Origin of the sequence: Lutibacter sp. TH_r2 (assembly GCF_033101135.1) — a bacterium.
Lineage (GTDB): Bacteria > Bacteroidota > Bacteroidia > Flavobacteriales > Flavobacteriaceae > Lutibacter.
In genome coordinates, this window is sequence record NZ_JAWMPV010000001.1 from 760,856 (window position 1) to 783,376 (window position 22,521).

Below are 22,521 nucleotides of genomic sequence, written 5' to 3' on the forward strand. Positions count from 1 at the left end.
CAAATGTACATTTTTTGAATTTATTAACTTTGACAAAGTTTTAAACTGAATAATGAACGAAAGAACATCTATTAAAATAACCCAAGAAACATTAAATCTACAAGATTGCTACCATTTTGTTGAGGATGATAGTTGCGGTGGCATTGCTGTTTTTGTTGGAACTGTTAGAAACTCAACTCAAAATAAAACCGTAACACTATTAGATTTTAGCGGTTACGAACCTATGGCAATTAAAGAAATGCAAAAAATTGCTACTAAAGCTTTGGAAAAATATGACATTTATAAAATTGCCATTCATCATGCTTTAGGTAAATTAAAAATTGGTGATGTTCCTGTAATAATCACTGTTTCATCGGCTCATAGAAAGGCTGCATTTGAAGCTTGTGAATTTGCTATAGACACTTTAAAAGAAACGGTTCCTATTTGGAAAAAAGAGCATTTTACCGATGGTGAAGTTTGGGTAAATTCACACCCTTAATGTTGCATTAAAACTTCTATTTTTTTTAACAGCAAACTAGAATTAATAGGCTTGTTAATATATTCATTACATCCAGCTTTTATCGTTTTTTCTTTATCACCCGGCATTGAATAAGCCGTTTGTGCTATAATTTTTACATTTTTATTAAACTGACGAATTCTTCGGGTTGCTTCAAAACCTCCAATACCAGCCATTTTTATATCCATAAAAACTAGTTCTACATCATTATTTAACTCGCAATAAGTTACTGCTTCTTCGCCTGATTCAACATGAACAATTTTATTTGTAAGTTCTTTTAAAATTTCTTTTAAATAAATTGCTGAAATCTCATCGTCTTCAACAATTAAAGTTTTACTTAATTTTAATGAAGTTAAAGTATCATTTTTTTGAGAAGCTTTATCGTTATCAAGAGTTAATTTTTGAATATTTTTAAACGGTAGTGTAAAATAAAATTCTGTTCCAATATTTTCAATAGAATTTACCCATATTTTACCTCCAAGCATTTTTACATACGATTTTGAAATTGCAAGTCCTAAACCAGACCCTTGAAATGCTTGCTGATCTTCAATATCTGCCTGTTCAAAACGATTGAAAATAGCATCTAATCTATTATTCGGAATTCCAATTCCTGTATCTTTTACATAGAACTGTAAAAATTCGTCTCCATCCTCCAATTTAATATACTCATACCCAAAATCAATAGTTCCTTTTTTGGTGAATTTAATAGCATTTTTAATTAAATTAGATAGAATAGAATCTAATTTTGATTTATCTGTTTTAATTTTTGCCGCATTATTAGGTAATCCAAGTACATAATTTAATTTTAAATTTTTAGTTTTAGCTTCAAGTTCAAAAAAGTTAACTAAATTCTCAATTCTTTCATTTAAATTAAATATAGAATAAGATACACTCATTTGATTTGTCTCAATCTTGGAAATGTCAATTAAATCGTTAACCGTATTTAACATTCTATTACCACTTTGTTTTATAACATTTATAAATTCATGTTTTTTTGCTTCAGTAATATTTGGAGTATCTAGTAAATCTGTAAACCCTAAAATTCCATTCATTGGAGTTCTAATTTCGTGGCTCATATTTGCTAAAAATGCAGATTTTAGTTTATCGCTTTCTTCTGCTTTTTCTTTAGCTTTTAATAATTCAATTTCTCTATTTTTTCTTAACGTTATGTTATGTATAATTCCTTGTATAGCAATACCGTTTTTATAATCCAGATAACTAATAGCTACTTCTAAAAATAATTTTTCTCCTTGTTTAGTTTTTCCAATTAGCTCAACAATAAATGGTTTTTCACTATTATATTTATTATCTATATTCTCTTTTGTTAAATCTATTTTTTCATGTTCAATTATATCTAAAACATTAAAAGTATTAGACAAAACCTCTTTGGATGTATATCCAAAAAGTTTTTCAAATTTATTATTGATTAACTCAAATTTTCCATTAAATCTAATAAAAATTGCATCGTTAGAATTTTCAATTATAGATCTATATTTTTGTTCGCTCTCTCTTACTAATCGTGTTTTTTTAAATACTTGTTTTTTTAAACTAACTAACCATAACCATAAACTTCCTACTAAAATAACAATACTAAAAAGTATAATTGTAAGAATTCTTTTGTGTTTTTCAGAGAGCTTTCCTAAACCTGAATTAACCCATTTATTTAATATTTCTTTTCGTTGTTCAGGTTTAATTTGATCAATGGCTTTAGAAATAATTCTAAATAATTGAGGATCTTTAGTTGAGACAGCTGCACATAAAGAATTTATATATCCGCTTTCTCCTGAAATTTTTAAGTTAGCAATGGTTTCTTTTTCTATAATATAAGTTCCATGCATTTGGCTTACAATCATAGCATCATATTCACCAGAAGCTACACCTCTAATTCCATCAATATCCTCGTTAACTTCAACTGGTTTTATTTCGGGATAAAGCTCTGCTAAATAATCGATTATAGCGTATTGTTTAGTAGCACAAACATGTTTACTAAACAAATCATCCATATTTTTAATTTCAGAATTTTTTTGTGTAAAAATTACATATGGTATTTCAATAAATGGTTTAGTGAATCTTAAGTAATTAGTGCGTTCAGATGTTTTTGCGATTCCAACTATAATAAAGTTTTTTGATGTTTTTGAATATTCTATTAAACTAGACCAATTCTCAAATTCTTTAAAATTAAACTTTACACCTAGTTTACTTTCTAACTCTTTATAATAATCAACTAGTAATCCTTCGTAGTTACCTTTTTTATTATAAAAGGCTTCAGGAGGAGAATCATAACCAAACAAAACATCTATTTGTGCGTGGTTATTTTTTAGCCATAAAAATTCTTTAGGTGTTAAAAAGTTCTCTTTTTCAGAATCACATGAAGCAAATAACATTAATAAAAAAGCAATAAAAAGAAAAGCTCTAATAACAGACAAACTTATATGTCTTCTTTGTAATACTCTCATAACTAACAACTTTTTTTTGTAAATATACATTCTATTTTTAAAAAAATACAAATGCCTTTATTTTGAAAAGCTAAATATTAACACCTTAAACAATTTCCATTTTTTTTAATAAAAAAGAAGCGTTCATGTTTTTACATACTCCAGTTTTAAGTTGATAATCAAAATTTAATTCGTTATTTACAATTTCAGCATCAAAGTAATAATTTTTTATTTGTGGTAATTCTTTTTCTATTTCACACAAACTTAAATCGTGTGTAGCAATTATTCCAGTAGAGTTTGATGCTACTAATTTTTGAACAAATTTTTTGGATCCAATTGCTTTATCTGTACTATTAGTTCCTTTTAAAATTTCATCTAAAATTATAAAGTAGTCTTCATCTTTTACTTTGTCCACAATAAATTTCAATCGTTTTAATTCAGAAAAGAAATAAGACTCATCATCTGCTAACGAATCTGAAGTTCGCATACTTGTTATTAATTTTACTGGTCTATATTCAAATTTTTCAGCACAAACAGGTAATCCCATATTTGCCATTACAATAGAAAGTGAAATGGTTCTTAAAAAAGTACTTTTACCAGCCATATTTGCTCCGGTAATTATAAAAAATTGTTGATTTCTGATAGTAAAATCGTTATCAACACGCTTTTGTACTTTTAATAATGTATGGCCTAAATTTTGAGCCTTAATAACATTGTCTTCCTTATTTATATTAGGAAAAACATAATTTGGATGATTAAAAGCAAAGTTTGCCAATGTATTTTCAGCATCAAAAAAAGCTATTACTTTAAACCATTCTTCAACTTTTGAATTATAAGTAGCAATCCAATTTTCAATTTTTGAAGCTATTTTTAAATCTCGAAGAAAAAGTCCGTTTCCAGCAATTGCTATTAGTATATTATTTCGCTGATCTAGAGCATCTAATAGTTTTGAGTATTTTTGAAATATCAGCGATGCTTTCTCTGTTTCTGTTTTAATAGCGGCTTGCTTTTCTTTCAATATAATTGATGAAAATGTTGCTGTTTCAATTTCACTTAACAATTTATGGTATTGTTTAAATGTATCTTTTGCATTACAAGCATTTGCATACAAGTCGTTTACTTTTTTTAAGTAAAATCCTGAAACAACCAAACCAAGTAAAAACCAAACCAACAATAATTTTTCTGACGCTATTTGCGTTCCAACCAATACAATTAACACCAATGAAATTATTGAAAATATAGTTGGTAAATACGATAAAATTTTTGGAAAAACTTGTTTGTAATTATGAATCCAATTAATAATTTCTTTTGCAGAATGTTCAATTTTTACCAAACTTGCCAACGCAGAAAAATGTTGTCTCCATTTTGGCTTTTGGCTTAATTCTTTTATGCCCTCTTGTTTTTGCTCAATACCTATAATATTATTTGAAGTTAACCTGTTAACAAACTCTATTTCACCTTCAGATGTAACGGTTCTATTACAATATTGAAAAAAAGAACCTCTTCCAAACAAATCTATATCATAACTATAAAAATGAGCTGGATTTATAAATTGCTCTCCGTTATTTAAAGATAAATAATCACAATTTAACACCTTAATTTCAGTAGTATTTATTTCAATTAAAGCTTTATTTAAATTGTATTTTTCTTGTAATGCCGAATGTTTAAAAACTAAAAACACAAACAAAACCAATCCAACGCCTATAATTGCAAAAACTATAGAAGTGTTTCCAAACGTAAAATAAACACCTAAAACTATGGCTAAAAAAGTTAACAAGCGTAAAATACCTGAAACTGATAATTGCTTTTTTATTTTTTTTGCTTCTAACTCAAAAACATTTTTTTCACTGGTATAAAAATCAATTGGTTTTTTCATTTAGTAATTTTCTATTCCTCCAACCAAACTAAAAATCTGGATTTTTGGGTAATTTTCTTTTAACTTTAAAACAACATCGTAACTTGTAATTCCTTTTTTACAAACTACTACATATTTTTTATCAAAATTAGGTGCCAAATCTTCAACTTTAAATGTTTTGTATGGAATTTTTTGGTGAACTATAAAAGGAATAGGAGAATCTATATGATTTAACACGCTTATTACCTCTAAATTAGCATCCGATTGAATAGCTTTAAATTCTGAAGCAGTAATTAATAAGGAAGTATCTTGAGTTTCACAATACGTTTCTAAATAATCTGAATTTTTAAAAATTTCTTGAATGTTTATGTTTTCATTTTTTCTCAATTTCATTTTAAATTGAGAATTTTCAAGCGCATTGTAAATTAATAATTGATTGGTTAATGGTTTACCTATTTTGGTGATTATTTTAATAACCTCGTTCACTTGCATTAAAGCAATAATACCAACAATGGCATTCATAGTTCCTGCTTCCTCACAATTTGGAATATCTGTAGTTATAGTTGGAAATGCATCACGTAAATTACACGAAAATACATCCTTTTCTAATACATTAAATGTAGCTACATAGCCATCAAATTTATATAAAGATCCATATACCAAAGGTTTATTTAGTATTACACAAGCATCGTTAATTAAGTATTTAATAGGCAAGCTATCTGTTCCATCTACTACAACATCAAAATCTTCAACAAGTTTTAAAATTGACTCTTTATCAACTGCTTTATTGCTAAAAGTAACTTTAGTAAAAGGTGCTTTTTTTGAAATTTTTTTGGCTAAATTTTCAGCTTTAGACTTCCCAACATCATCAATATTATAAAAAATTTGTCTGTGTAAATTAGATGTTGAAACAGTATCAAAATCGACCAAATGTATATGTCCAACTCCTGTTGTAGCTAAATAAACCGAAATTGGACTTCCTAAACCTCCACAACCAATAACCAAAACTTTTGCTTTTTGCAATAGTTCTTGCCCTTTCTCACCTATTTCAGAAAGTGTGGTTTGACGTTTAAAAAAATCCTTTTTTGAAATCATTAAATTTTAGATTTTCCAAGTTTGTTTAAACTATATATTTCATCTTTAACTTGGTAATAATCACTTAATTTTTTAAGATAGTTGAAATACTGTAAATCTCCAAAACCGTAAACTGTTTCAGCATTTTGCCAAAGCAATAATTCTCTAACTATTTCTTTTTCTGAAAATGAATTAGCTTGAATGATTTGAAGAATTTTATTCTGAATTTCATTAAGTCCATTTTCTAATGGAAATCTTTTTAAATGTTGTTCTATTGCTTTTGGTAAATACCAAAATTTTGGATTTTTAAATTTATAATTTTGAAGTTCTTCTTTATTATTTTTCACATAAACTTCCCAACATTTATCTGTAAATTCAAGGTTTGCCTTTGTAATTTTAATTTTATTTTCTAGTAATTTTGGGTATTCTTCTGAAGTGTAATCAGATAAGGTTTGTAATTTATCTTTCCCTTTTTCATAACCCACACACACTAGTGAATAGGTTACATCTTTTCTATAATTTTTTAATAAATAAGAACAAGTGGCTAATAAATTAATTTGACAAAACAAATCGTATTCAAACCATAAAACTACTTCATTTACCCCTTCTAAATCTTCTAATTGAACAATTTTCTTAATGGTTTTATCGAAATATTCTAAACGTTCAACATTAAATTCATTTTTAAAAAAATTATACCTATTCATCCAAAAAGTATCAGAACCAACTTCTTTATCCAACGGTCCTTCACATAACATTTCGTGCCAAACTAAAATATCTCCTTGTATGTTTGATTCTTTTAATATTTTGGCTGTACTATCACCATTTACTACATGTAAAATATTATCCATTAATCTCTTTATATGCGTTTTTATACTCTTCTGGAGTATTAATATTTCTAATTAGTTCATCATCAACTTTAACAATTTCAACGTCTGAATTTATTAAAACCTTTCTCGGACAAGAATATCCTTGTGCCAAATAATTTAATAATAACGTATAACTTTTAGGTTCCCAAATGGTAATTAAAGGTTCTGGAAATTGTTTGTCATTTCCTTTAATTGTAGTTGCTACTTTTGAAGGATTTCTATGCTTTAACAACAACTTAATTACGTCATCATTTACAAAAGGCACATCTGTTGCCAACACTAACCAAGCCGAATCTGGGTCTTGTTGAAATGCCGAGCAAATGGCTCCAAATGGACCTAAACCAATAAACTTATCGGTTATCTTGTTTTCTAATTCAACTTCTTGTTCTTCTCTAATTGATAGGTACGTTTTTATGTTGTTTTTTTCAAGCAATTCAATGGCAACATCGCGTTGATTTTTACCGTAAAAATCTAGCTCTCCTTTATCTTTACCCATTCTAACACTTTTTCCTCCAGCTAATACCAACCCTTGAATTGGTGGAATTTTCTCTTTGATTAAATTTTCAATATGCCTTGAAATTTTATCTATTTCTGAAATATGATAACAATGTAAATTTTTAATTTGAGGATTGTGTTCTTCTAAAAAGTCAAAATATGTTGAATTTTCATTCAATTTCACAATAAACTGAATATGATCTAACTGTTCTAAACGTTTTAAAACTGAAGCTTCTTTATCATTATCTAAAATCAATATTTGCTTTGCTCCTTGGTAATGATTTCCATTTATAAACACATAATCAAACTGTGAAAACTGAACGCGCTGATTAAATTTATTAACTTCAAAATTAGAATTAGTATTTAAGTTTCCCGATGAATGAAAGGTAAACGTTTCTAATTTATTTTTTTGAATTTCTTTACTATGTGAAGCATCAAAATAAGCTAATTTATAAGCCGTTAATTTTTCTGAAACAGATTTTACTAAATCTGAAATTATATTGCATTTTGTCCCTAAAATAGCAATTTCATTAGGGGCAAAATTATCATTATTTCTTAATTTTAGTTTTGCGTGTTTTTGATGTTTACCCATTCTTAATATCGCTTTTTCCTCCAGTTTTTTTAACCAATTTCACTTCTTTTATTATCATTTTTTGAGAGATTGCTTTACACATATCATACACCGTAAGTGCAGCAATATTTGCTCCGGTCAACGCTTCCATTTCTACACCAGTTTTTCCTTCAATAGAAACATCACATAAAATTTCTATATGTTCATCATCAACAATTTCAATATCTATATCTATTCCATTAATTAATAATGGATGACACATTGGTATTAATTCTGAAGTTTTTTTAACAGCCTGAATTCCAGCAATAATAGCTGTTTGAAAAACGGGCCCTTTTTTAGTAATTAACTCTTTATTGTTGAAATGATTAATAATTGCTGAACCTAAAAACATAGTTGCTTTGGCAACGGCATTACGTTTGGTAATTTTTTTATCACCAACATTTACCATTTTAGGTTGATTTTTTTTATTAATATGTGAAAAATCATCTTTCATAAATATGAGATTGCTTCACTGCATTCGCAATGACGGATATTTGTTTGTTTAAGGTGGTTGAGCGGAGTCGAAACCACTTCATATAATTTTAAAGTCACTTCGACTCCGCTCAGTGACCAAACATTTATCTATAATTAATTAGAGGAAAAACCTCTCCTTTGGTAAAATTAGTTCTATTATCTGGTAGTTCCAAAAAAGCATCAGCATCAACTAAATTAGCTAAATCACCTGATCCTTTTCCAGAAACAGTAATAGCGTATTTTTTACCATTTTCTATATTTGTTTTTACTTGTAAAAAATAGGTTAAACTAGGTTTAAACGAAAAATTTTCAGCTAAAATTGCCGTTTCTTTATTCTCAAAATTTACGCCAACAGATTTTTTAAACCAAGGTGTAAAATACTTTAAGCAACTCACAAATGTTGAAACTGGATTTCCTGGAAATGCAAATATTGTTTTCTCTCCTTTTTTACCAAACCAAAATGGTTTTCCTGGACGTTGTTTTACTCTATGAAACAACTTTTCAACTCCCAAATCATTTAAAACTTCAGGAATAAAATCAAATTTACCTTTTGAAACAGCACCGCTAAAAATAAGCACATCATAGTCATTCAAAAAACCATCAATCTTTGTTTTTAATACCTCTTTATCATCTAAAATATGAGCAGTTTTAGCGCTAATTCCAAGTTGTTTTAATATAGAAACTAACGTATAAACATTACTTCTTCTTATTTGATGTTCTTCTGGAGTTTCATTTACTTCAACCAATTCATTTCCTGTTGAAATAACCATTACTTTTGGCAGTTTTGCAACTTTAACTGTAAATTTTCCAACAGTTGCTAACACACCAATTTCAGCTGAAGTTATTTGAGTGTTTTTTGATATTAAAATAGCTTCTTGCTTTCTATCTAATCCTTTTTTATGAATATTTTGAAAATGCTTTAAATCTTCAACATTCAAGGTAGCTACTCCATTTTCAATAGTTAATAATTCGTATTGAATAACTGCATTTGTGTTTTTTGGTAATACTGCTCCAGTCATAGCTTCCATACAATTATTTGAATCCTTTAAAGTTAATTGTGGGCTTCCAGCAGCTTGAATTCCTTCTATTTTAAACGAAGCTTGTCCTTTGTTAAACGCTTCAATATCAATTGCAATTCCATCCATACTTACTCTGTTAAATGGCGGAAAATCTCTATCTGCAATAATATTTTCTTTTAAAACACGACCTTCACTTTCTAAAAAATCAATTTCTTCAACACCGAAATTTTCAGTATTATTTAAAATTATTTTTAAAGCGTTTTGTACTGTAGTTAAATTCATTGTGTAATCTGTATCAAATATTTATCACGTCACCCTGAATTTATTTCAGGGTCTCATCCTGTTGTGTTAATAGTGTTATGTGATTCTGAAACAAGTTCAGAATGACCTACTTTATAATATTTATAATGAAAAAAGAATTACTCATTGTCAATTATTTTTTAGCCTCCAATGGTTGACATACTTTCTGAAACATTATTACCTCTACTTGCTTCAGCAATAAAACCGTTTTCGGGTTTATGATGAACTGTTTTAATAAATAATTCTTTCAATTCATTATCACTTGCTCCATTTCTAATAAAATCTCGAACATTAAACACGCCACCATCAAATAAACAGTTTTTAAACATTCCTGTTGCGGTAATTCTTATTCTATTACAATCGTTACAAATAGTTCTAGTAAATGCGGGAATAATTCCAAAATTACCTTTGTAATTTGGCACTCTATAATTTACAGATGTTGATGATTTTGATGAAGAAAGTTGTTCAACTTCTGGATACTTATTTTTAATATGGTTTAATATTTTATTGAAATTCCATTCATCTTCCATCACTCTCTGACCTTTACCATTAAATGGCATTTCTTCAATAAAGCGAACTGAAATATCTTTGTTTTTAGAGAGCTCAACAAAATCTAGAATTTCATCGGTATTAAAACCAGATTGTACAACTACATTTAACTTTAAATTTAGGTTACTTTGCTCTAATAATTCAAATGTTTTATATACTTCTAAAAAAACATCTCTACGTGTAATTTTTGCAAATTTTTCTTTTTGTAAACTATCTATACTTAAATTAATTGCGTTGATTTTTAACTCTTCTAATTCATTGATATGTTTTGAAATTAAAGCGCCATTGGTAGTAATATTTATTTGGTCTAGCTTATTATTAAATGAAAGTGATTTTAAAAAATTCATAAAATCTTTTCGCACAAAAGGTTCTCCTCCAGTAAGCCTAACTTTATTAACTCCTAATTCTGAAAGCACACGAGTAATTCGGTACATTTCTTTGTAGGTAAGTAATTCTTTTCTTTGAACAATATCAATTCCGTGAGCTGGCATACAATATTGACAACGCAAGTTACAACGGTCTGTAACTGCTAAACGCAAATAGCTTATTTTTCTACCAAACTTATCGGTTAACTGCATTAATTTAAAATAATTTTATTTCTTCCTAATGTCAAAACTTCTTCTTTTTCCATCTTTTTCAAAATACGAGATACTGCTTCTCTTGAAACTTTTAAATCTCGTGCAATATCAAAATGTTTTCTATAAATAACATTATCATTTTTTACAATACTGGTTTCTTCTAAATATTTTAAAAGTCTATACTCCAGATTATTAAATGCAATATCGTTTATTTTTTCAATTAAAATTGAAGTTTGCTTTTGATTTAATTTGAAATAATAATTTCTCCACGATTCATATTTTGAAAACCACGAATTAACAACTTTTACAGGTACCGCAATGTAAGTTACATTACCTTCGGTTTTAATTCTAATTTCACTTTTTTTATGCTCTTGAGCATATGTAACGGAAATTGCACTTGTTTGGTTTTCTATTAAATAATGAAGAAAAATACCATTTCCTGTTCCATCTCTTCTTTTTACTTTAGCTATACCTGCAACAATAAAAGGAATAAATTGAATTTCTCTTCTAATTTCTAAAATTGTTTTTCTAGATTCAGCATTTTTTAGAATTCCATATTTACAAATTTCTTGGAGTAATTTAGGCTCAAATATATTTGAGAAATTTTTTGAAACAATATCGTCAATCTTCACAATAGTACCTTTTTATTATTAGAATAAAGATAATTATAAAATATCGATTATATGCTTCTATATTAATGAGGTAATTTATCTTTAAAAAGACCATATAAAAATGCTCCTAATGTAGCTCCAAAAATTACTACTAAAATAGAAACAATACCTTTACCCACTAAAACAAACATGGGTCCTGGACATGCTCCTGCTAAAGCCCAACCTAAACCAAATAAAATACCACCTAGTAAATTGCGATACAAACCTTTCTTTTTAGGTGCTACATGAATATCATTACCTTCAAAGGTTTTTACCATTTTTTTACGAAAGAAAAACATAATTATCATTCCTAAAACCACAGCCGACCCAATAATTCCATACATGTGAAACGATTGAAATTTAAACATTTCGTAAATTCTATACCATGAAATTATTTCGGCTTTACTCATTACTATTCCAAACAGAATACCTACTAAAAAAAACTTTACGTGTTTCATAATTTAGAATATTAAAGGTAAAATTAACCAAGTCATAACTAATCCTCCAATAAAAAATCCAATCACTGAAATTAATGATGGAATTTCAAGGTTGCTTAATCCAACTATTGCATGACCTGATGTGCAACCGCCAGCCCAACGTGCACCAAAACCTACTAGTATTCCTGCTACTATCAGAATAAAAAATCCTTTTACAGAGAGCATTGTATCTATACTAAAAATTTCATCTGGCAAATAGGTTTCTCCTGCATTTTGAATTCCAATAGCTGCTAAATCTTGAACTGTTTGTGGGTTTAAAGCAACAGCATCAGAAGGTGATAACCATTGTGCAGAAATAAAACCTCCAACAATTGATCCTGCAACAAATATTAAATTCCAAGAATTTTGTTTCCAATCAATTTTAAAATAATCGGTAAATTTTCCAGCACCTCCAATTGAGCAAAATGTTTCTAAATTTGAGGAAACTCCAAAACGTTCTCCAAAATAAAAAAGGAGGAACATAACCAATGCTATTATAGGCCCAGCAACATACCATGCCCATGGTTGAGTTATAAATTCCATACGTAATATTATATTAGTTAGTATTTCTAAAAATATAGTTTCAAAACTTTAGTTATGTAACTAATGTTACATTTAAAATTCTAATATTTCTATTTTATTTCTGTGTAGCTTAAGCTTACCTTCATTTTCAAGTTGCTTTAACAATCTAGAAATAACAACTCTTGAGGTATGCAAATCATAAGCAATATCCTGATGCGTAGTGTTTAAAGTAGTTTCACGCAAAATTTGTGCTTTATCGGTCAAATATTTGTAGAGACGTTGGTCCATTTTCATAAACGCTAACGTATCAATAGTTTCCATCATTTCGTTTAAACGAATGTTATAGCTATCAATTACAAAATTACGCCACGATTTATATTTAATTAACCATTCATCTAACTTATCTACAGGTAAAAATATTAATTCAGAATCTTTTTCTGCAATTGCTCTAATTCCACATTTTCCATTAGCAATAGCACTTGCAAATGAACTTGCACACGTATCACCTCTTTCTAAAAAGTATAGTAGTATTTCCTCTCCTTTTTTATCTTCTCTAACTATTTTAATAGCTCCGTCTAATAATAAAGGAACACCTTTCATTTTATCACCTAGATCAACTAATAATTCACCCTCTCGTATTTTTTTATATATACCGACCTTTTCAATTTCATCTAATAACTCATCTTCAAATACAAATGAATAATAATTGTCTAACTTTTCTCTCATTTTTTTAAATACTTTAAAATTTTAGAAGTAGCTCCCGTACGTGAAGTAACATAATCTAATGTTAAATTACCCACAGTTTGTTTTTCAACTATATCATTAAAAAACTTTTTTAAATGTAATGATAATTTTTGAGAATTATCAACTACTGTTATACCCTTTTCTTCAACCAACTCAACTGCCTCTTTAAACTTAAAATAATTTGGTCCAATTAATATAGGAATACCATAAGTTGCGGGCTCTAAAACATTATGAACTCCACTTTTAGTATAACCTCCTCCAACATAAGCAACATCTGCATAACTGTATATTTTAGTTAGAATACCTATTGTATCCAGAATAAAAACTTGATATTCTGAAAGATTTCTCCCTTCTTTTTCTGAAAATAAAACAACCTTTTTTTGAATAGATTTTTTTAGTTCTTGAATATCATTTGGTTTAATGTTGTGCGGAGCAATTATAAACTTTTCGTTTTCTGAAGCATCTTTATTAATATAGTTTATTAAAAGTGCTTCGTCTTCTTTCCAAGTACTTCCACAAACAATGGTATATTTTTCATCAACAAATTCAGTAATAAAATCAATATTATTATCTTGTTGAGTAATTTCAAAAACTCTATCAAAACGCGTATCTCCGCTCACTTTAACATTATTAAAATTAATAGAATTTAATAATTTTTTAGACTTTTTATCTTGAACAAAAAAGAAGGAAAAAGCTGTTAAAGCACCTCGCATCCAACCGCCATACCATTTAAAAAATGATTGATTTTTTCTAAAAATACCTGAAACTAATATGGTGTTTATTTTTCTAACCTTTAGTTCTTTCAATAAATTTGGCCAAAATTCATATTTTATAAAAATCACCTTTTCAGGATGAATAATATCTAAAAATTTTTTAGCATTTTTTTTTGAATCTAAAGGAAGGTAGCAAACTACATCTGCAAATTCATAATTTTTTCGAATCTCATAACCTGATGGTGAAAAAAAAGTGAGTACTATTTTTTTTGAAGGAACTTGTTGTTTTAACTTTTCAATAATAGGTCGACCTTGTTCAAATTCACCTAATGAAGCTGCATGAATCCAAATAACTTCGTCATGTTTTGAAATTACATTTAATAACTTATCAAAAGTTTTTTTTCGACCTTCAACAAATAATTTAATTTTAGGATTGAATACAGCAATAACTTTTAAAATAAAGCTAACTAAATAAACTAGGATATTGTATAAAAAGTACATTTAGCAAATGTACAAAATAGCGCATAAAAAAACTCCCAAACTTACGCTTGGGAGTTTTATATTTTTTACAAATTATTTCTTAAGCTTCAAAAGCTTCTACAGAAACATAAGATTTATTATCTTTTTTCTTTTGGAATTGAACTACACCATCAACTTTCGCATGTAATGTATGATCTTTACCCATATAAACATTATCACCAGGATAGTGTTGAGTTCCTCTTTGACGTACAAGAATATTTCCTGCTATTGCAGCTTGACCACCAAATATTTTTACTCCTAGTCGTTTCGATTCTGATTCTCTACCATTCTTCGAACTACCAACTCCTTTTTTATGTGCCATTGTCTTATATTTTTAAAGGTTAAACTTTATAGATTTATTTTTCAACGCCTCCGTCTAACTTATCTTGTAATTCTTTTAACTCATCCCACTTACCATCAGTAGCTAATTGAGCTTGTGCTGGCCAAGTATCAGTTACGTGATTACCACGAACGTCTGCAATTATTTCAGCGATTTTAGCTGGTTCACTTTTTGCTAAATCAGCAAAAGTTACAATTCCTGCAGCTGCTAAAGTATCAGCAATTTTTGGACCAATACCTTCAATTTTCTTTAAATCGTCAGCTTTAGCTTTTTTAGGTGCTGCTTTTTTTACTTCTGCCTTTGGAGCTTCCTCTTTTACTGGAGCAGCTTTTTTAGCTGGAGCTTTTTTCTTTGCACCTGTTGCAGCAATACCTTCAATTTGAATTTCAGTAAGTGCTTGTCTGTGTCCGTTTTTCTTTTTGTAACCTTTTCTTCTTTTCTTTTTGAAAACGATTACTTTATCACCTTTTAAGTGACCTAAAATTTTAGCCGTTACTTCGGCTCCTTCTATAGCTGGGGCGCCAACTGTTACTGCACCTTTATTATCTAAAAGAAGAACTTTATCAAAAGAAACTTTTGCTCCTTCTTCCTCTTGTAAACGGTGTACGTAAACTTTTTGGTCTTTTGCTACTTTAAACTGCTGCCCTGCTATTTCTACAATTGCGTACATAGTTATTTGTTTTCGCTTATTATTAATATACTTTTTACCTTTTAAATAAGGCGGGTGCAAATATAGTGGTTTTTTTTATTAGTACAAATAAAATTAACCTTAAATAAATTGCTTATTTACAGTACTTAACATTAATTAAACTGCATTTTAATGAAAACAATATTTAAATAGTAATAATATTAACTTTTTATTGTTATTAATATACCTGAAACTTACAACAATCAACACTTCATCATTATTAAATTAAAAATAATTATAAGCTTTTCTCTAGTAGATCTAACAACTGTATTTGTTAACACTCACTGGTTTTAATAAATTATAATCTAATAAACACATTGTTGAATAAAAGTTAAAAATGTAAAACCTTACATTTTAGATGGTAATTAGCTTTAAAATAGATTTTTATTTAGCTTTATTTACCATATAGACACCTAAAAGTATTATTAAACCTGAAAAAAATTGAAGTAATGTAACTTTTTCTCCATCTAATACTCCCCAAGTAATTGCTACTATAGGAATTAAATACGTTACCGACGATGAAAATATTGGTGTTGAAATCTGAATTAATCTATTAAACATAATTTTTGCTAAACCAGTACCAATAATTGCAAGAATAGCTATATACATTAAGCCATTTAAATTTCCTTTAGTTGGCTCAAAAGTTTCAAAAAAGTCAGTATATAATAGAACAAAAAAAGCTGGAATCATCATTAAAAAAAAGTTTCCAACTGTTATGCTTAATGCATCTAAATCGTGTAAGTATTTTTTTAAAATGTTTACATTAAAAGCATACCCAATAGTTGCAATTAAAATAAAACTTGCATAAAAATAATCTTGATTTGGATTTACTTCGGCTCCCTTTAAAATTAATAATACAGTTCCAACCAAACCAACTAGAACACCTATTAATTGACGTTTTTTAAAACCAAAACCAAAAAACAATGCACCAAAAATTAAGGTGTTTAGCGGCGTAAGGGAATTTAATATAGATGCAATAGAACTATCAATTTTATCTACAGCATAAGCAAACAAAAATGAAGGAAAAAACGTTCCTACAAAACCATTTAACGCTAAATAATACCAATGTCTTCTTTTTATAGTTAACAATTTTTTTAAACCAATAATTAATAAAAAAGCAGCAGTAAATAAAATACGAATTGCACCAACCTGAATTGGAGATAAGCTAACCAAAGCGTATTTCATTAGAATAAATGAACTACCCCAAATTATTGCTAACGTAAAAAGAAAAATCCAACGTAATTGTTTATGTTCCATTCAAAAAATAAAATACAAAAATCGGATAATTATTCGGAATTGAGCCTATTTGTTGCTACTTTCGTTTTACAAATTAAATATAAACACAAAATGAAAAATTTATTTTATATTCTAATTGTGTGTTTTACAATAATTGCTTGTAATAAAACACCAAAAGAAAAAGTAGAAAACAACAAAACAAACATTGAGGAAACTAAAAATGCCGAAGTAGCAGCTAACTTACATAGCTTTCAGGTTAACATTGATGGAATGACATGTGAAATTGGTTGCGCAAAATTAATTCAATCTAAATTGTACAAAATTGATGGTGTAAGCTATGCTAAAGTAGATTTTGAACACACTAATGGAATTATTACTTATGATTCAAACAAGTTAAATGAGAAAGAAATAGTGCAAAAAATTGAAGCAATTGCTGGAGGAGATTTGTATTCTGTATCAAAAACTATCGAATTAGACACTATTATTAACTAATTTAAATGAATTTTATGTAAATTTTAACATTTTTATTGTTTCTTTGCATAATAATAAAATCAATCTAAATTAAAATGAAAACAATTAAATTATTAATAGCTATTGCATTGGTTAGTGTAGTTGCTATTTCTTGTAAAGAAGTTAAAAAAGATGTTCAAGACGGTGTAGAAGCTGCTAAAACTGAAGTTTCAGATGCTGCAAACGAAGTAAAAGATGGTGCTGAAGCTGCTGCTGACGACTTAAAAACTGAAGTTAAAGAAACTGTTGACAGTTTAAAAACTAAAGCTTCTGACGCTGTTGATGCTGCTAAAGAAGGAGTTGAAGGTGCTATTGAAGGTGCAAAAGATAAAGCTTCTGATGCTGTTGACACTGCAAAAGAAAAAGCTTCTGATGCTGTTGATGCAGTTGAAACTAAAGCTACAGACTTAAAAAACGCAGTTAAAAAAGACTAGTTTTTTTAAACTCTTAAAAAATAAAAAAGGCTTCCAGTACGGAAGCTTTTTTTATGCGTTTTTATTTCTAATTGAATAATATAAAAAATACAAACTTATTAAATACAGTAAACCAACTAATTGATGGGTTACACCTAATAATAATGGTATTTTACCCTCCACATTTACAACAGTTAAAATACCTAAAACAACTTGAGCAACAATCAATACAGCTGTATAATTTAACCATAAGCTACTTAATTTTTCAAGTTTATTTTTAAGTTTATAAAACAATACAATAGTTAAAGCAAGCAATGTATAGGCTAACAAACGGTGTATAAATTGAATTAAAGCTGGAGCAAACAAATAACTATCGTAATTAATCATATTTGCCCAAGTCCAATTTTCTCCAATTTTTAAAACTTGAGGTATTGCTTCACCATCCATACTTGGCCAAGTTGGATAATACAATCCTGCTTTCATACCAGCCATTAAACCTGCAAAAACCATTTGTAAAAACGTAATTGCAATTGTTATTGAAAGTAACTTTTTTGAAACTTTAGTTTTGGTCTCAAAATTATAAACATCCGCCACTGTTTTAACCATTGCAACAACCACAAACATTGCTAAAACAAAGTGTATAGTTAATTTATAAGCATTTACCCATGGTCTGTTAATTAAACCACTTTTTACCATAATCCAACCAGCTGAAGCTGTTAACATTGTTAAAAGAACAACCACCACTAACCTTTTTACTAAATAAGAATCTATTTTCTTTTTAAGAAGAAAAATTATAAAAGGAATTAAAAATATAAATCCTAAAGATCTAACCCACAACCTATGAAAATACTCCCAAAAATAAATAAATTTAAAATCGGCAATATTAAATGTTGCATTAATTTTATGAAATTGTGGAGTAGCTTTGTAAAGCTCAAACGCTTCTACCCATTCTTCAGCATTTAATGGTGGAATAACTCCTGTAATTATATCCCAACGCGTTATGGATAAACCCGAACCTGTAAGCCTTGTAATACCTCCTAAAATAACTTGACCTATTAACATTATTAAACCAGTTAATAGCCAAAACCGAATAGTTTTTGTGTACTTATAATTTTGTTTCATTATTTCCATTCTAAAGTTTCAACTAGGTGCATAATATCTTTTTCAACATATTTAACCGCTGGTAAAATTGAATCGTAATTTGGTTTTACATAAAAATATAAAGCTCCTGAAAGTACATGTTTTACACTATCGGTAACTCTAAACTGTACATTTGTTGCTACATTTCCTTCTACATTATATAATTTTCCATATACTTTTTTTTGAAAATTTTCGTACGGAACGGAATTTATAACATCTGCTTTTACAGTGTGTTCAAAAGTTAGTTTTTCAACTTCTTTTAAAATTTCGTTTAAATTATTTTCAATGGGTCTGTACGTAATATGTATAGTTGCTTTTAATTCTGGGTATTCTATTTTAGCCCAACAATTTTCTGTTAAACTTATGTTGGCATATTTTGAAAACTCGAAAGTATATGGGCATTCAGTATTTAGTTTTTGATAAGATTTTTCTGGATACTGAAGTTTTAAATACGATTTTGGTTTGGGAATTGGATCACTTCCACATGAGATTATAAGTATACTTATAAAAATAGCTAATAAATACTTCATTTAGTTATCGTTTAATAGTTACTTTAACTTGTTTAATTCTTCTTCGATCCACAGATTCTATTTTAAACGAATAGTTTAGGAAATTTATTACCTCTCTTTTTTTAGGGAAACGACCAGAGATTTCTAAAATAAAACCTGCAATAGTTTCAGCTTCACCTTTATTTTCTTCAAAATCAATATCGTCTTCAATTTCTAAAACTCTACAAAAATCTTTTAAATTGGTTTTTCCTTCAAACAAATAATTATTAGCATCTAATTTTGAATATGAAATATCATCTTCGTCAAATTCATCGTTAATATCACCAACAATTTCTTCAATTACATCTTCTAGTGTTATTATTCCACTTGTTCCACCATATTCATCAACTACAACTGCTAAATGATTTTTTTTCTCTTGAAATTCTTTTAACAAATCATCTAATTTTTTATTTTCTGGAACAAAATAAGGCTCACGAAGAATTTTATTCCATTGAAAAACTTTTTTATTTAGATGTGGTAATAAATCTTTTGCATACAAAACGCCAACAACATCATCTATATTATCTCCATAAACTATATTTCTTGAAAAACCTTTTTTTACAATGTTTGCAATTACTTTTTCAAAAGGTTCATCAATAGAAATAGCAAAAATATCTATTCTTGGAGTCATAATTTGACAGGTTTCTGTATTTCCAAAATTTACAATTCCTTGTAAAATTTTATGTTCATCTGTTGTAGTAGCCTCATTAGATGTTAGTTCTAGTGCTTGTGATAAATTTTCAACAGAAATACTAGATTGTTTTTGACGTAAATTATTTTCAATAACATTAGTTAAACCACGTAATGGCACACTAATAAACGTTAATAAAAAACTAACCACTTTTAAAGGGTAAGCCATTATCGAAGCAAATTTTAATGCATTTCTTGTAGCGTATACTTTAGGTAAAACTTCACCAAAAAGTAATATTAAAAATGTTACTAAAACTACTTCTATTAAAAATTTAATTATATCCGAAGTAATTCCAGCAAAAATAAATTCACCAATAAAGGCAAAAAGTAAAACAATTAAAATATTTATAAAATTGTTTGCTATTAATATAGTAGCTAAAAGTTTTTTTGGCTTTTCTAATAACTCAACAACAACTTTTTCTTTATTATTTTTAGATTCTGAAACTTTATTTAAAGTAGTTGGTGATAAAGAGAAGTATGCAACTTCCGAGCCTGAAATTAACGCTGATATTACAAGTAATAGCAACAAAGCAATAAGGCTAACTATAAACCAAATATTTATGTTGTCTAAAAAATTTAATAATAAGTTCGTGGGTTCAGGATCCAAGTTTCTTCAAATTTAATTAAACTTAAAATGGTAAATCGTCATCTTCAACAGAAGGTGCAGGTGTTTCAGGAGCTTTTGGTTGCGCTGGTTTTGCCTCGGTTGATGGTGCTTGATTACTCACTTCTGGCTTCATTGATAAAAAAGTCATATCAATAACATGAATTTCGGTTGTATATCGTTTTGTTCCATCTTCAGCATCCCACTGTCTATTTTTTATTCTACCTTCACAATACACTCTATCACCTTTTTTAAGGTATTTTTCGCACAATTCAGCAAGTTTATTTCTCACAACTACATTATGCCAATCGGTATTTGTAACCTTTTCACCAGTTTGTCTATTTGTGTATGTTTCATTAGTTGCTAACGGAAAACGTCCAATAGAATTTCCTCCTTCAAAATAATGCATTTTAACATCATCACCTAAATGACCAATTAATATCGCTTTGTTTACACTTCCTGCCATAATTGCTTTCAATTTTAATCAAAAATACCAAAAAAAATTAGTTGTTATTATATTGTTCTAAAAAATTATCAACCAATTTAGGAACTGGATACTTGCTCACCTCACTCCAATTTAACGAATTACTAAATTTCTCGTCTGTTTTTACAACCCAAAACCTTGTATAAATATGTTGATGCGATAACTTGTGTACAATAGATTCTTTATTAAAAAGTTGTATGGTAATTGCTTTATTAAAAAGTGTATCAAAACTATTATGCTGAAGAAATTCTTGCTCGTCAACTTCACTTTCAGTTTCAATTAATGGAAATTGATACATGTTTTTCCAAATTCCACTGGTTCTTTTTTCTAAAACTGTTTTTTTGTCTAAAGTTTGTATTACTAAATAATTAAAATACCTATTTCTTATTTTCAGTTTCTTTTCTTTAAAAGGAAGTTTAGCAATTGTATTTGTTTGTAATGCTTTACAACTAGAGTTAAAAACACAAATAGTACAAGTTGGATTTTGAGGCTTACACACTGTTGCTCCAAACTCCATTAACGCTTGGTTAAAATTTCCTGGTTGTTTTTTATCAATTAACTCTTGAGCCAACGCTTTAAACTCTTTAATACCTTTGCTCGAATTAATTGCAGTTTCAATTCCAAAATATCTAGACAGTGCTCTATACACATTGCCATCAACTGTAGCTGAAGCTTCATTAAAACAAATGGATGCAATAGCTGAAGCTGTATAATCTCCAACACCTTTTAGTTTTAACAACTCTTTATAGGTTGAAGGAAATTCACCTTTTAATTCATTCACCACATAATTTGCTGAATAATGAAGATTTCTGGCTCTCGAATAATAACCTAAACCTTGCCACAATTTTAAAACCTGTTCTTCACTAGCATTTGCCAATTCAAAAACAGTTGGAAAATGCGCTACAAATTTTAAATAATAGCTCATTCCTTGATCAATTCTTGTTTGCTGAAGAATAATTTCAGACAACCATATTTTATATGGATTTTTAGTTTTACGCCAAGGTAAATCTCGTTTATTTTGTAAATACCACGGTATTAACTGTTTAGAAAATTTCATTTAAACTTTTAAAAAATACAATAATACAAGATTTAATTGATTAAATTTTAGCGAATTAACTTTTCGGATATGAATATTAATCCTATATTTGCCACCTTAATTTTTTATAATAACAATAGATAATATATATTAAAAATGACGAAAGCAGAAATCGTATCGAGTATTTCAGAAAAATCTGGAATTGAAAAAGCAGATGTTTTAGCAACTGTTGAAGCGTTTATGGACGAGGTGAAAGATTCTCTTGAAAAAGGTGACAATGTTTACCTTAGAGGTTTTGGAAGTTTTATAATTAAAACAAGAGCTGAAAAAACTGGAAGAAACATTTCTAAAAATACAACTATTAAAATACCAGCACATAATATCCCAGCATTTAAACCTGCTAAAGTATTTGTTGAAGGTGTTAAAAGTAAAGTAGAAGTAAAGTAAAAAGTTAGAT

At 28.1% G+C, this 22,521-nt stretch carries 25 protein-coding genes; 4 read left to right on the forward strand and 21 right to left on the reverse strand.

Annotation, left to right across the window (positions count from 1 at the left end; all coding sequences use genetic code 11):
- Nucleotides 1–52: 52 nt before the first annotated feature.
- The gene (locus R3X25_RS03095) at nucleotides 53–478 is read left to right on the forward strand and encodes a molybdenum cofactor biosynthesis protein MoaE (protein ID WP_317671744.1); all 426 of its coding nucleotides are present in this window, start codon (nucleotides 53–55) and stop codon (nucleotides 476–478) included.
- Here the strand turns inward: R3X25_RS03095 and R3X25_RS03100 are convergent.
- From R3X25_RS03100 to R3X25_RS03175, 16 genes are all read right to left on the reverse strand, one after another.
- Nucleotides 475–2,952, reverse strand: coding sequence for an ATP-binding protein (locus R3X25_RS03100; RefSeq protein ID WP_317671746.1), 2,478 nt, complete (start codon nucleotides 2,950–2,952; stop codon nucleotides 475–477). The genes R3X25_RS03095 and R3X25_RS03100 overlap by 4 nt on opposite strands.
- Before the next feature lie 85 nt (nucleotides 2,953–3,037).
- On the reverse strand, nucleotides 3,038–4,807 hold the full coding sequence (locus tag R3X25_RS03105) for a MutS-related protein (RefSeq protein WP_317671748.1): 1,770 nt from the start codon (nucleotides 4,805–4,807) through the stop codon (nucleotides 3,038–3,040).
- Complete coding sequence (locus tag R3X25_RS03110) at nucleotides 4,808–5,881, reverse strand: HesA/MoeB/ThiF family protein (RefSeq protein WP_317671750.1); 1,074 nt, start codon at nucleotides 5,879–5,881, stop codon at nucleotides 4,808–4,810.
- Complete coding sequence (locus R3X25_RS03115; protein ID WP_317671752.1) at nucleotides 5,881–6,708, reverse strand: DUF1835 domain-containing protein; 828 nt, start codon at nucleotides 6,706–6,708, stop codon at nucleotides 5,881–5,883. Before R3X25_RS03115 ends, R3X25_RS03110 begins: the two co-directional genes overlap by 1 nt.
- Entirely contained in the window at nucleotides 6,701–7,813 is a 1,113-nt protein-coding gene (locus R3X25_RS03120; protein WP_317671754.1) for an NTP transferase domain-containing protein, read from the reverse strand. The genes R3X25_RS03115 and R3X25_RS03120 overlap by 8 nt, the downstream gene beginning before the upstream one ends.
- Nucleotides 7,806–8,285, reverse strand: coding sequence for a cyclic pyranopterin monophosphate synthase MoaC (gene moaC / locus R3X25_RS03125; protein ID WP_317671756.1), 480 nt, complete (start codon nucleotides 8,283–8,285; stop codon nucleotides 7,806–7,808). The genes R3X25_RS03120 and moaC overlap by 8 nt, the downstream gene beginning before the upstream one ends.
- Before the next feature lie 124 nt (nucleotides 8,286–8,409).
- A complete protein-coding gene (locus R3X25_RS03130) occupies nucleotides 8,410–9,606 on the reverse strand; it encodes a molybdopterin molybdotransferase MoeA (protein ID WP_317671758.1) in 1,197 nt (398 codons plus the stop codon).
- Between the two features lie 158 nt (nucleotides 9,607–9,764).
- A complete protein-coding gene (gene moaA / locus R3X25_RS03135; protein WP_317671760.1) occupies nucleotides 9,765–10,751 on the reverse strand; it encodes a GTP 3',8-cyclase MoaA in 987 nt (328 codons plus the stop codon).
- The gene (locus R3X25_RS03140; protein ID WP_317671762.1) at nucleotides 10,751–11,383 is read right to left on the reverse strand and encodes a Crp/Fnr family transcriptional regulator; all 633 of its coding nucleotides are present in this window, start codon (nucleotides 11,381–11,383) and stop codon (nucleotides 10,751–10,753) included. The genes moaA and R3X25_RS03140 overlap by 1 nt, the downstream gene beginning before the upstream one ends.
- Before the next feature lie 62 nt (nucleotides 11,384–11,445).
- Nucleotides 11,446–11,859: a DUF6691 family protein gene (locus tag R3X25_RS03145; protein WP_317671764.1), complete on the reverse strand. Its 414-nt coding sequence runs from the start codon at nucleotides 11,857–11,859 to the stop codon at nucleotides 11,446–11,448.
- A 3-nt stretch (nucleotides 11,860–11,862) separates the two neighbouring features.
- Nucleotides 11,863–12,420 (reverse strand): YeeE/YedE family protein, encoded by a 558-nt coding sequence (locus tag R3X25_RS03150; protein ID WP_317671766.1) that lies wholly within the window; start codon nucleotides 12,418–12,420, stop codon nucleotides 11,863–11,865.
- Nucleotides 12,421–12,492: 72 nt separating this feature from the next.
- Nucleotides 12,493–13,125 (reverse strand): Crp/Fnr family transcriptional regulator, encoded by a 633-nt coding sequence (locus R3X25_RS03155; RefSeq protein ID WP_317671768.1) that lies wholly within the window; start codon nucleotides 13,123–13,125, stop codon nucleotides 12,493–12,495.
- Entirely contained in the window at nucleotides 13,122–14,357 is a 1,236-nt protein-coding gene (locus R3X25_RS03160; protein WP_317671770.1) for a 3-deoxy-D-manno-octulosonic acid transferase, read from the reverse strand. Before R3X25_RS03160 ends, R3X25_RS03155 begins: the two co-directional genes overlap by 4 nt.
- Before the next feature lie 79 nt (nucleotides 14,358–14,436).
- A complete protein-coding gene (gene rpmA, locus R3X25_RS03165) occupies nucleotides 14,437–14,697 on the reverse strand; it encodes a 50S ribosomal protein L27 (protein WP_317671771.1) in 261 nt (86 codons plus the stop codon).
- A gap of 34 nt (nucleotides 14,698–14,731) precedes the next feature.
- Entirely contained in the window at nucleotides 14,732–15,385 is a 654-nt protein-coding gene (gene rplU / locus R3X25_RS03170; RefSeq protein ID WP_317671773.1) for a 50S ribosomal protein L21, read from the reverse strand.
- Between the two features lie 402 nt (nucleotides 15,386–15,787).
- Nucleotides 15,788–16,660 carry a DMT family transporter gene (locus R3X25_RS03175; RefSeq protein ID WP_317671775.1) on the reverse strand — a complete coding sequence of 291 codons (873 nt, stop codon included), beginning with the start codon at nucleotides 16,658–16,660 and terminating at the stop codon, nucleotides 15,788–15,790.
- 90 nt (nucleotides 16,661–16,750) lie between these two features.
- Between R3X25_RS03175 and R3X25_RS03180 the strand changes: the two genes are divergently transcribed.
- Both R3X25_RS03180 and R3X25_RS03185 read left to right on the forward strand, forming a co-directional pair.
- Nucleotides 16,751–17,131: a heavy-metal-associated domain-containing protein gene (locus R3X25_RS03180; RefSeq protein ID WP_317671777.1), complete on the forward strand. Its 381-nt coding sequence runs from the start codon at nucleotides 16,751–16,753 to the stop codon at nucleotides 17,129–17,131.
- Between the two features lie 74 nt (nucleotides 17,132–17,205).
- Nucleotides 17,206–17,583: a hypothetical protein gene (locus R3X25_RS03185; RefSeq protein WP_317671780.1), complete on the forward strand. Its 378-nt coding sequence runs from the start codon at nucleotides 17,206–17,208 to the stop codon at nucleotides 17,581–17,583.
- A gap of 51 nt (nucleotides 17,584–17,634) precedes the next feature.
- On the opposite strand, the gene R3X25_RS03190 is transcribed toward R3X25_RS03185, so the two are convergent.
- The 5 genes from R3X25_RS03190 to mutY are packed head-to-tail and all read right to left on the reverse strand — an operon-like array spanning nucleotide 17,635 to nucleotide 22,085.
- Entirely contained in the window at nucleotides 17,635–18,684 is a 1,050-nt protein-coding gene (locus tag R3X25_RS03190) for a COX15/CtaA family protein (protein ID WP_317671782.1), read from the reverse strand.
- Nucleotides 18,684–19,232 carry a gliding motility lipoprotein GldD gene (gene gldD / locus R3X25_RS03195; protein WP_317671784.1) on the reverse strand — a complete coding sequence of 183 codons (549 nt, stop codon included), beginning with the start codon at nucleotides 19,230–19,232 and terminating at the stop codon, nucleotides 18,684–18,686. Before gldD ends, R3X25_RS03190 begins: the two co-directional genes overlap by 1 nt.
- Before the next feature lie 4 nt (nucleotides 19,233–19,236).
- Entirely contained in the window at nucleotides 19,237–20,547 is a 1,311-nt protein-coding gene (gldE, locus tag R3X25_RS03200) for a gliding motility-associated protein GldE (protein ID WP_317671786.1), read from the reverse strand.
- A gap of 22 nt (nucleotides 20,548–20,569) precedes the next feature.
- Nucleotides 20,570–21,010 (reverse strand): single-stranded DNA-binding protein, encoded by a 441-nt coding sequence (locus tag R3X25_RS03205; protein WP_317673388.1) that lies wholly within the window; start codon nucleotides 21,008–21,010, stop codon nucleotides 20,570–20,572.
- 37 nt (nucleotides 21,011–21,047) lie between these two features.
- Complete coding sequence (gene mutY / locus R3X25_RS03210; RefSeq protein ID WP_317671788.1) at nucleotides 21,048–22,085, reverse strand: A/G-specific adenine glycosylase; 1,038 nt, start codon at nucleotides 22,083–22,085, stop codon at nucleotides 21,048–21,050.
- A 135-nt stretch (nucleotides 22,086–22,220) separates the two neighbouring features.
- On the opposite strand from mutY, the gene R3X25_RS03215 reads away from it, so the two are divergent.
- The gene (locus R3X25_RS03215) at nucleotides 22,221–22,511 is read left to right on the forward strand and encodes an HU family DNA-binding protein (protein WP_317671790.1); all 291 of its coding nucleotides are present in this window, start codon (nucleotides 22,221–22,223) and stop codon (nucleotides 22,509–22,511) included.
- The last annotated feature ends 10 nt before the right edge of the window (nucleotides 22,512–22,521 follow it).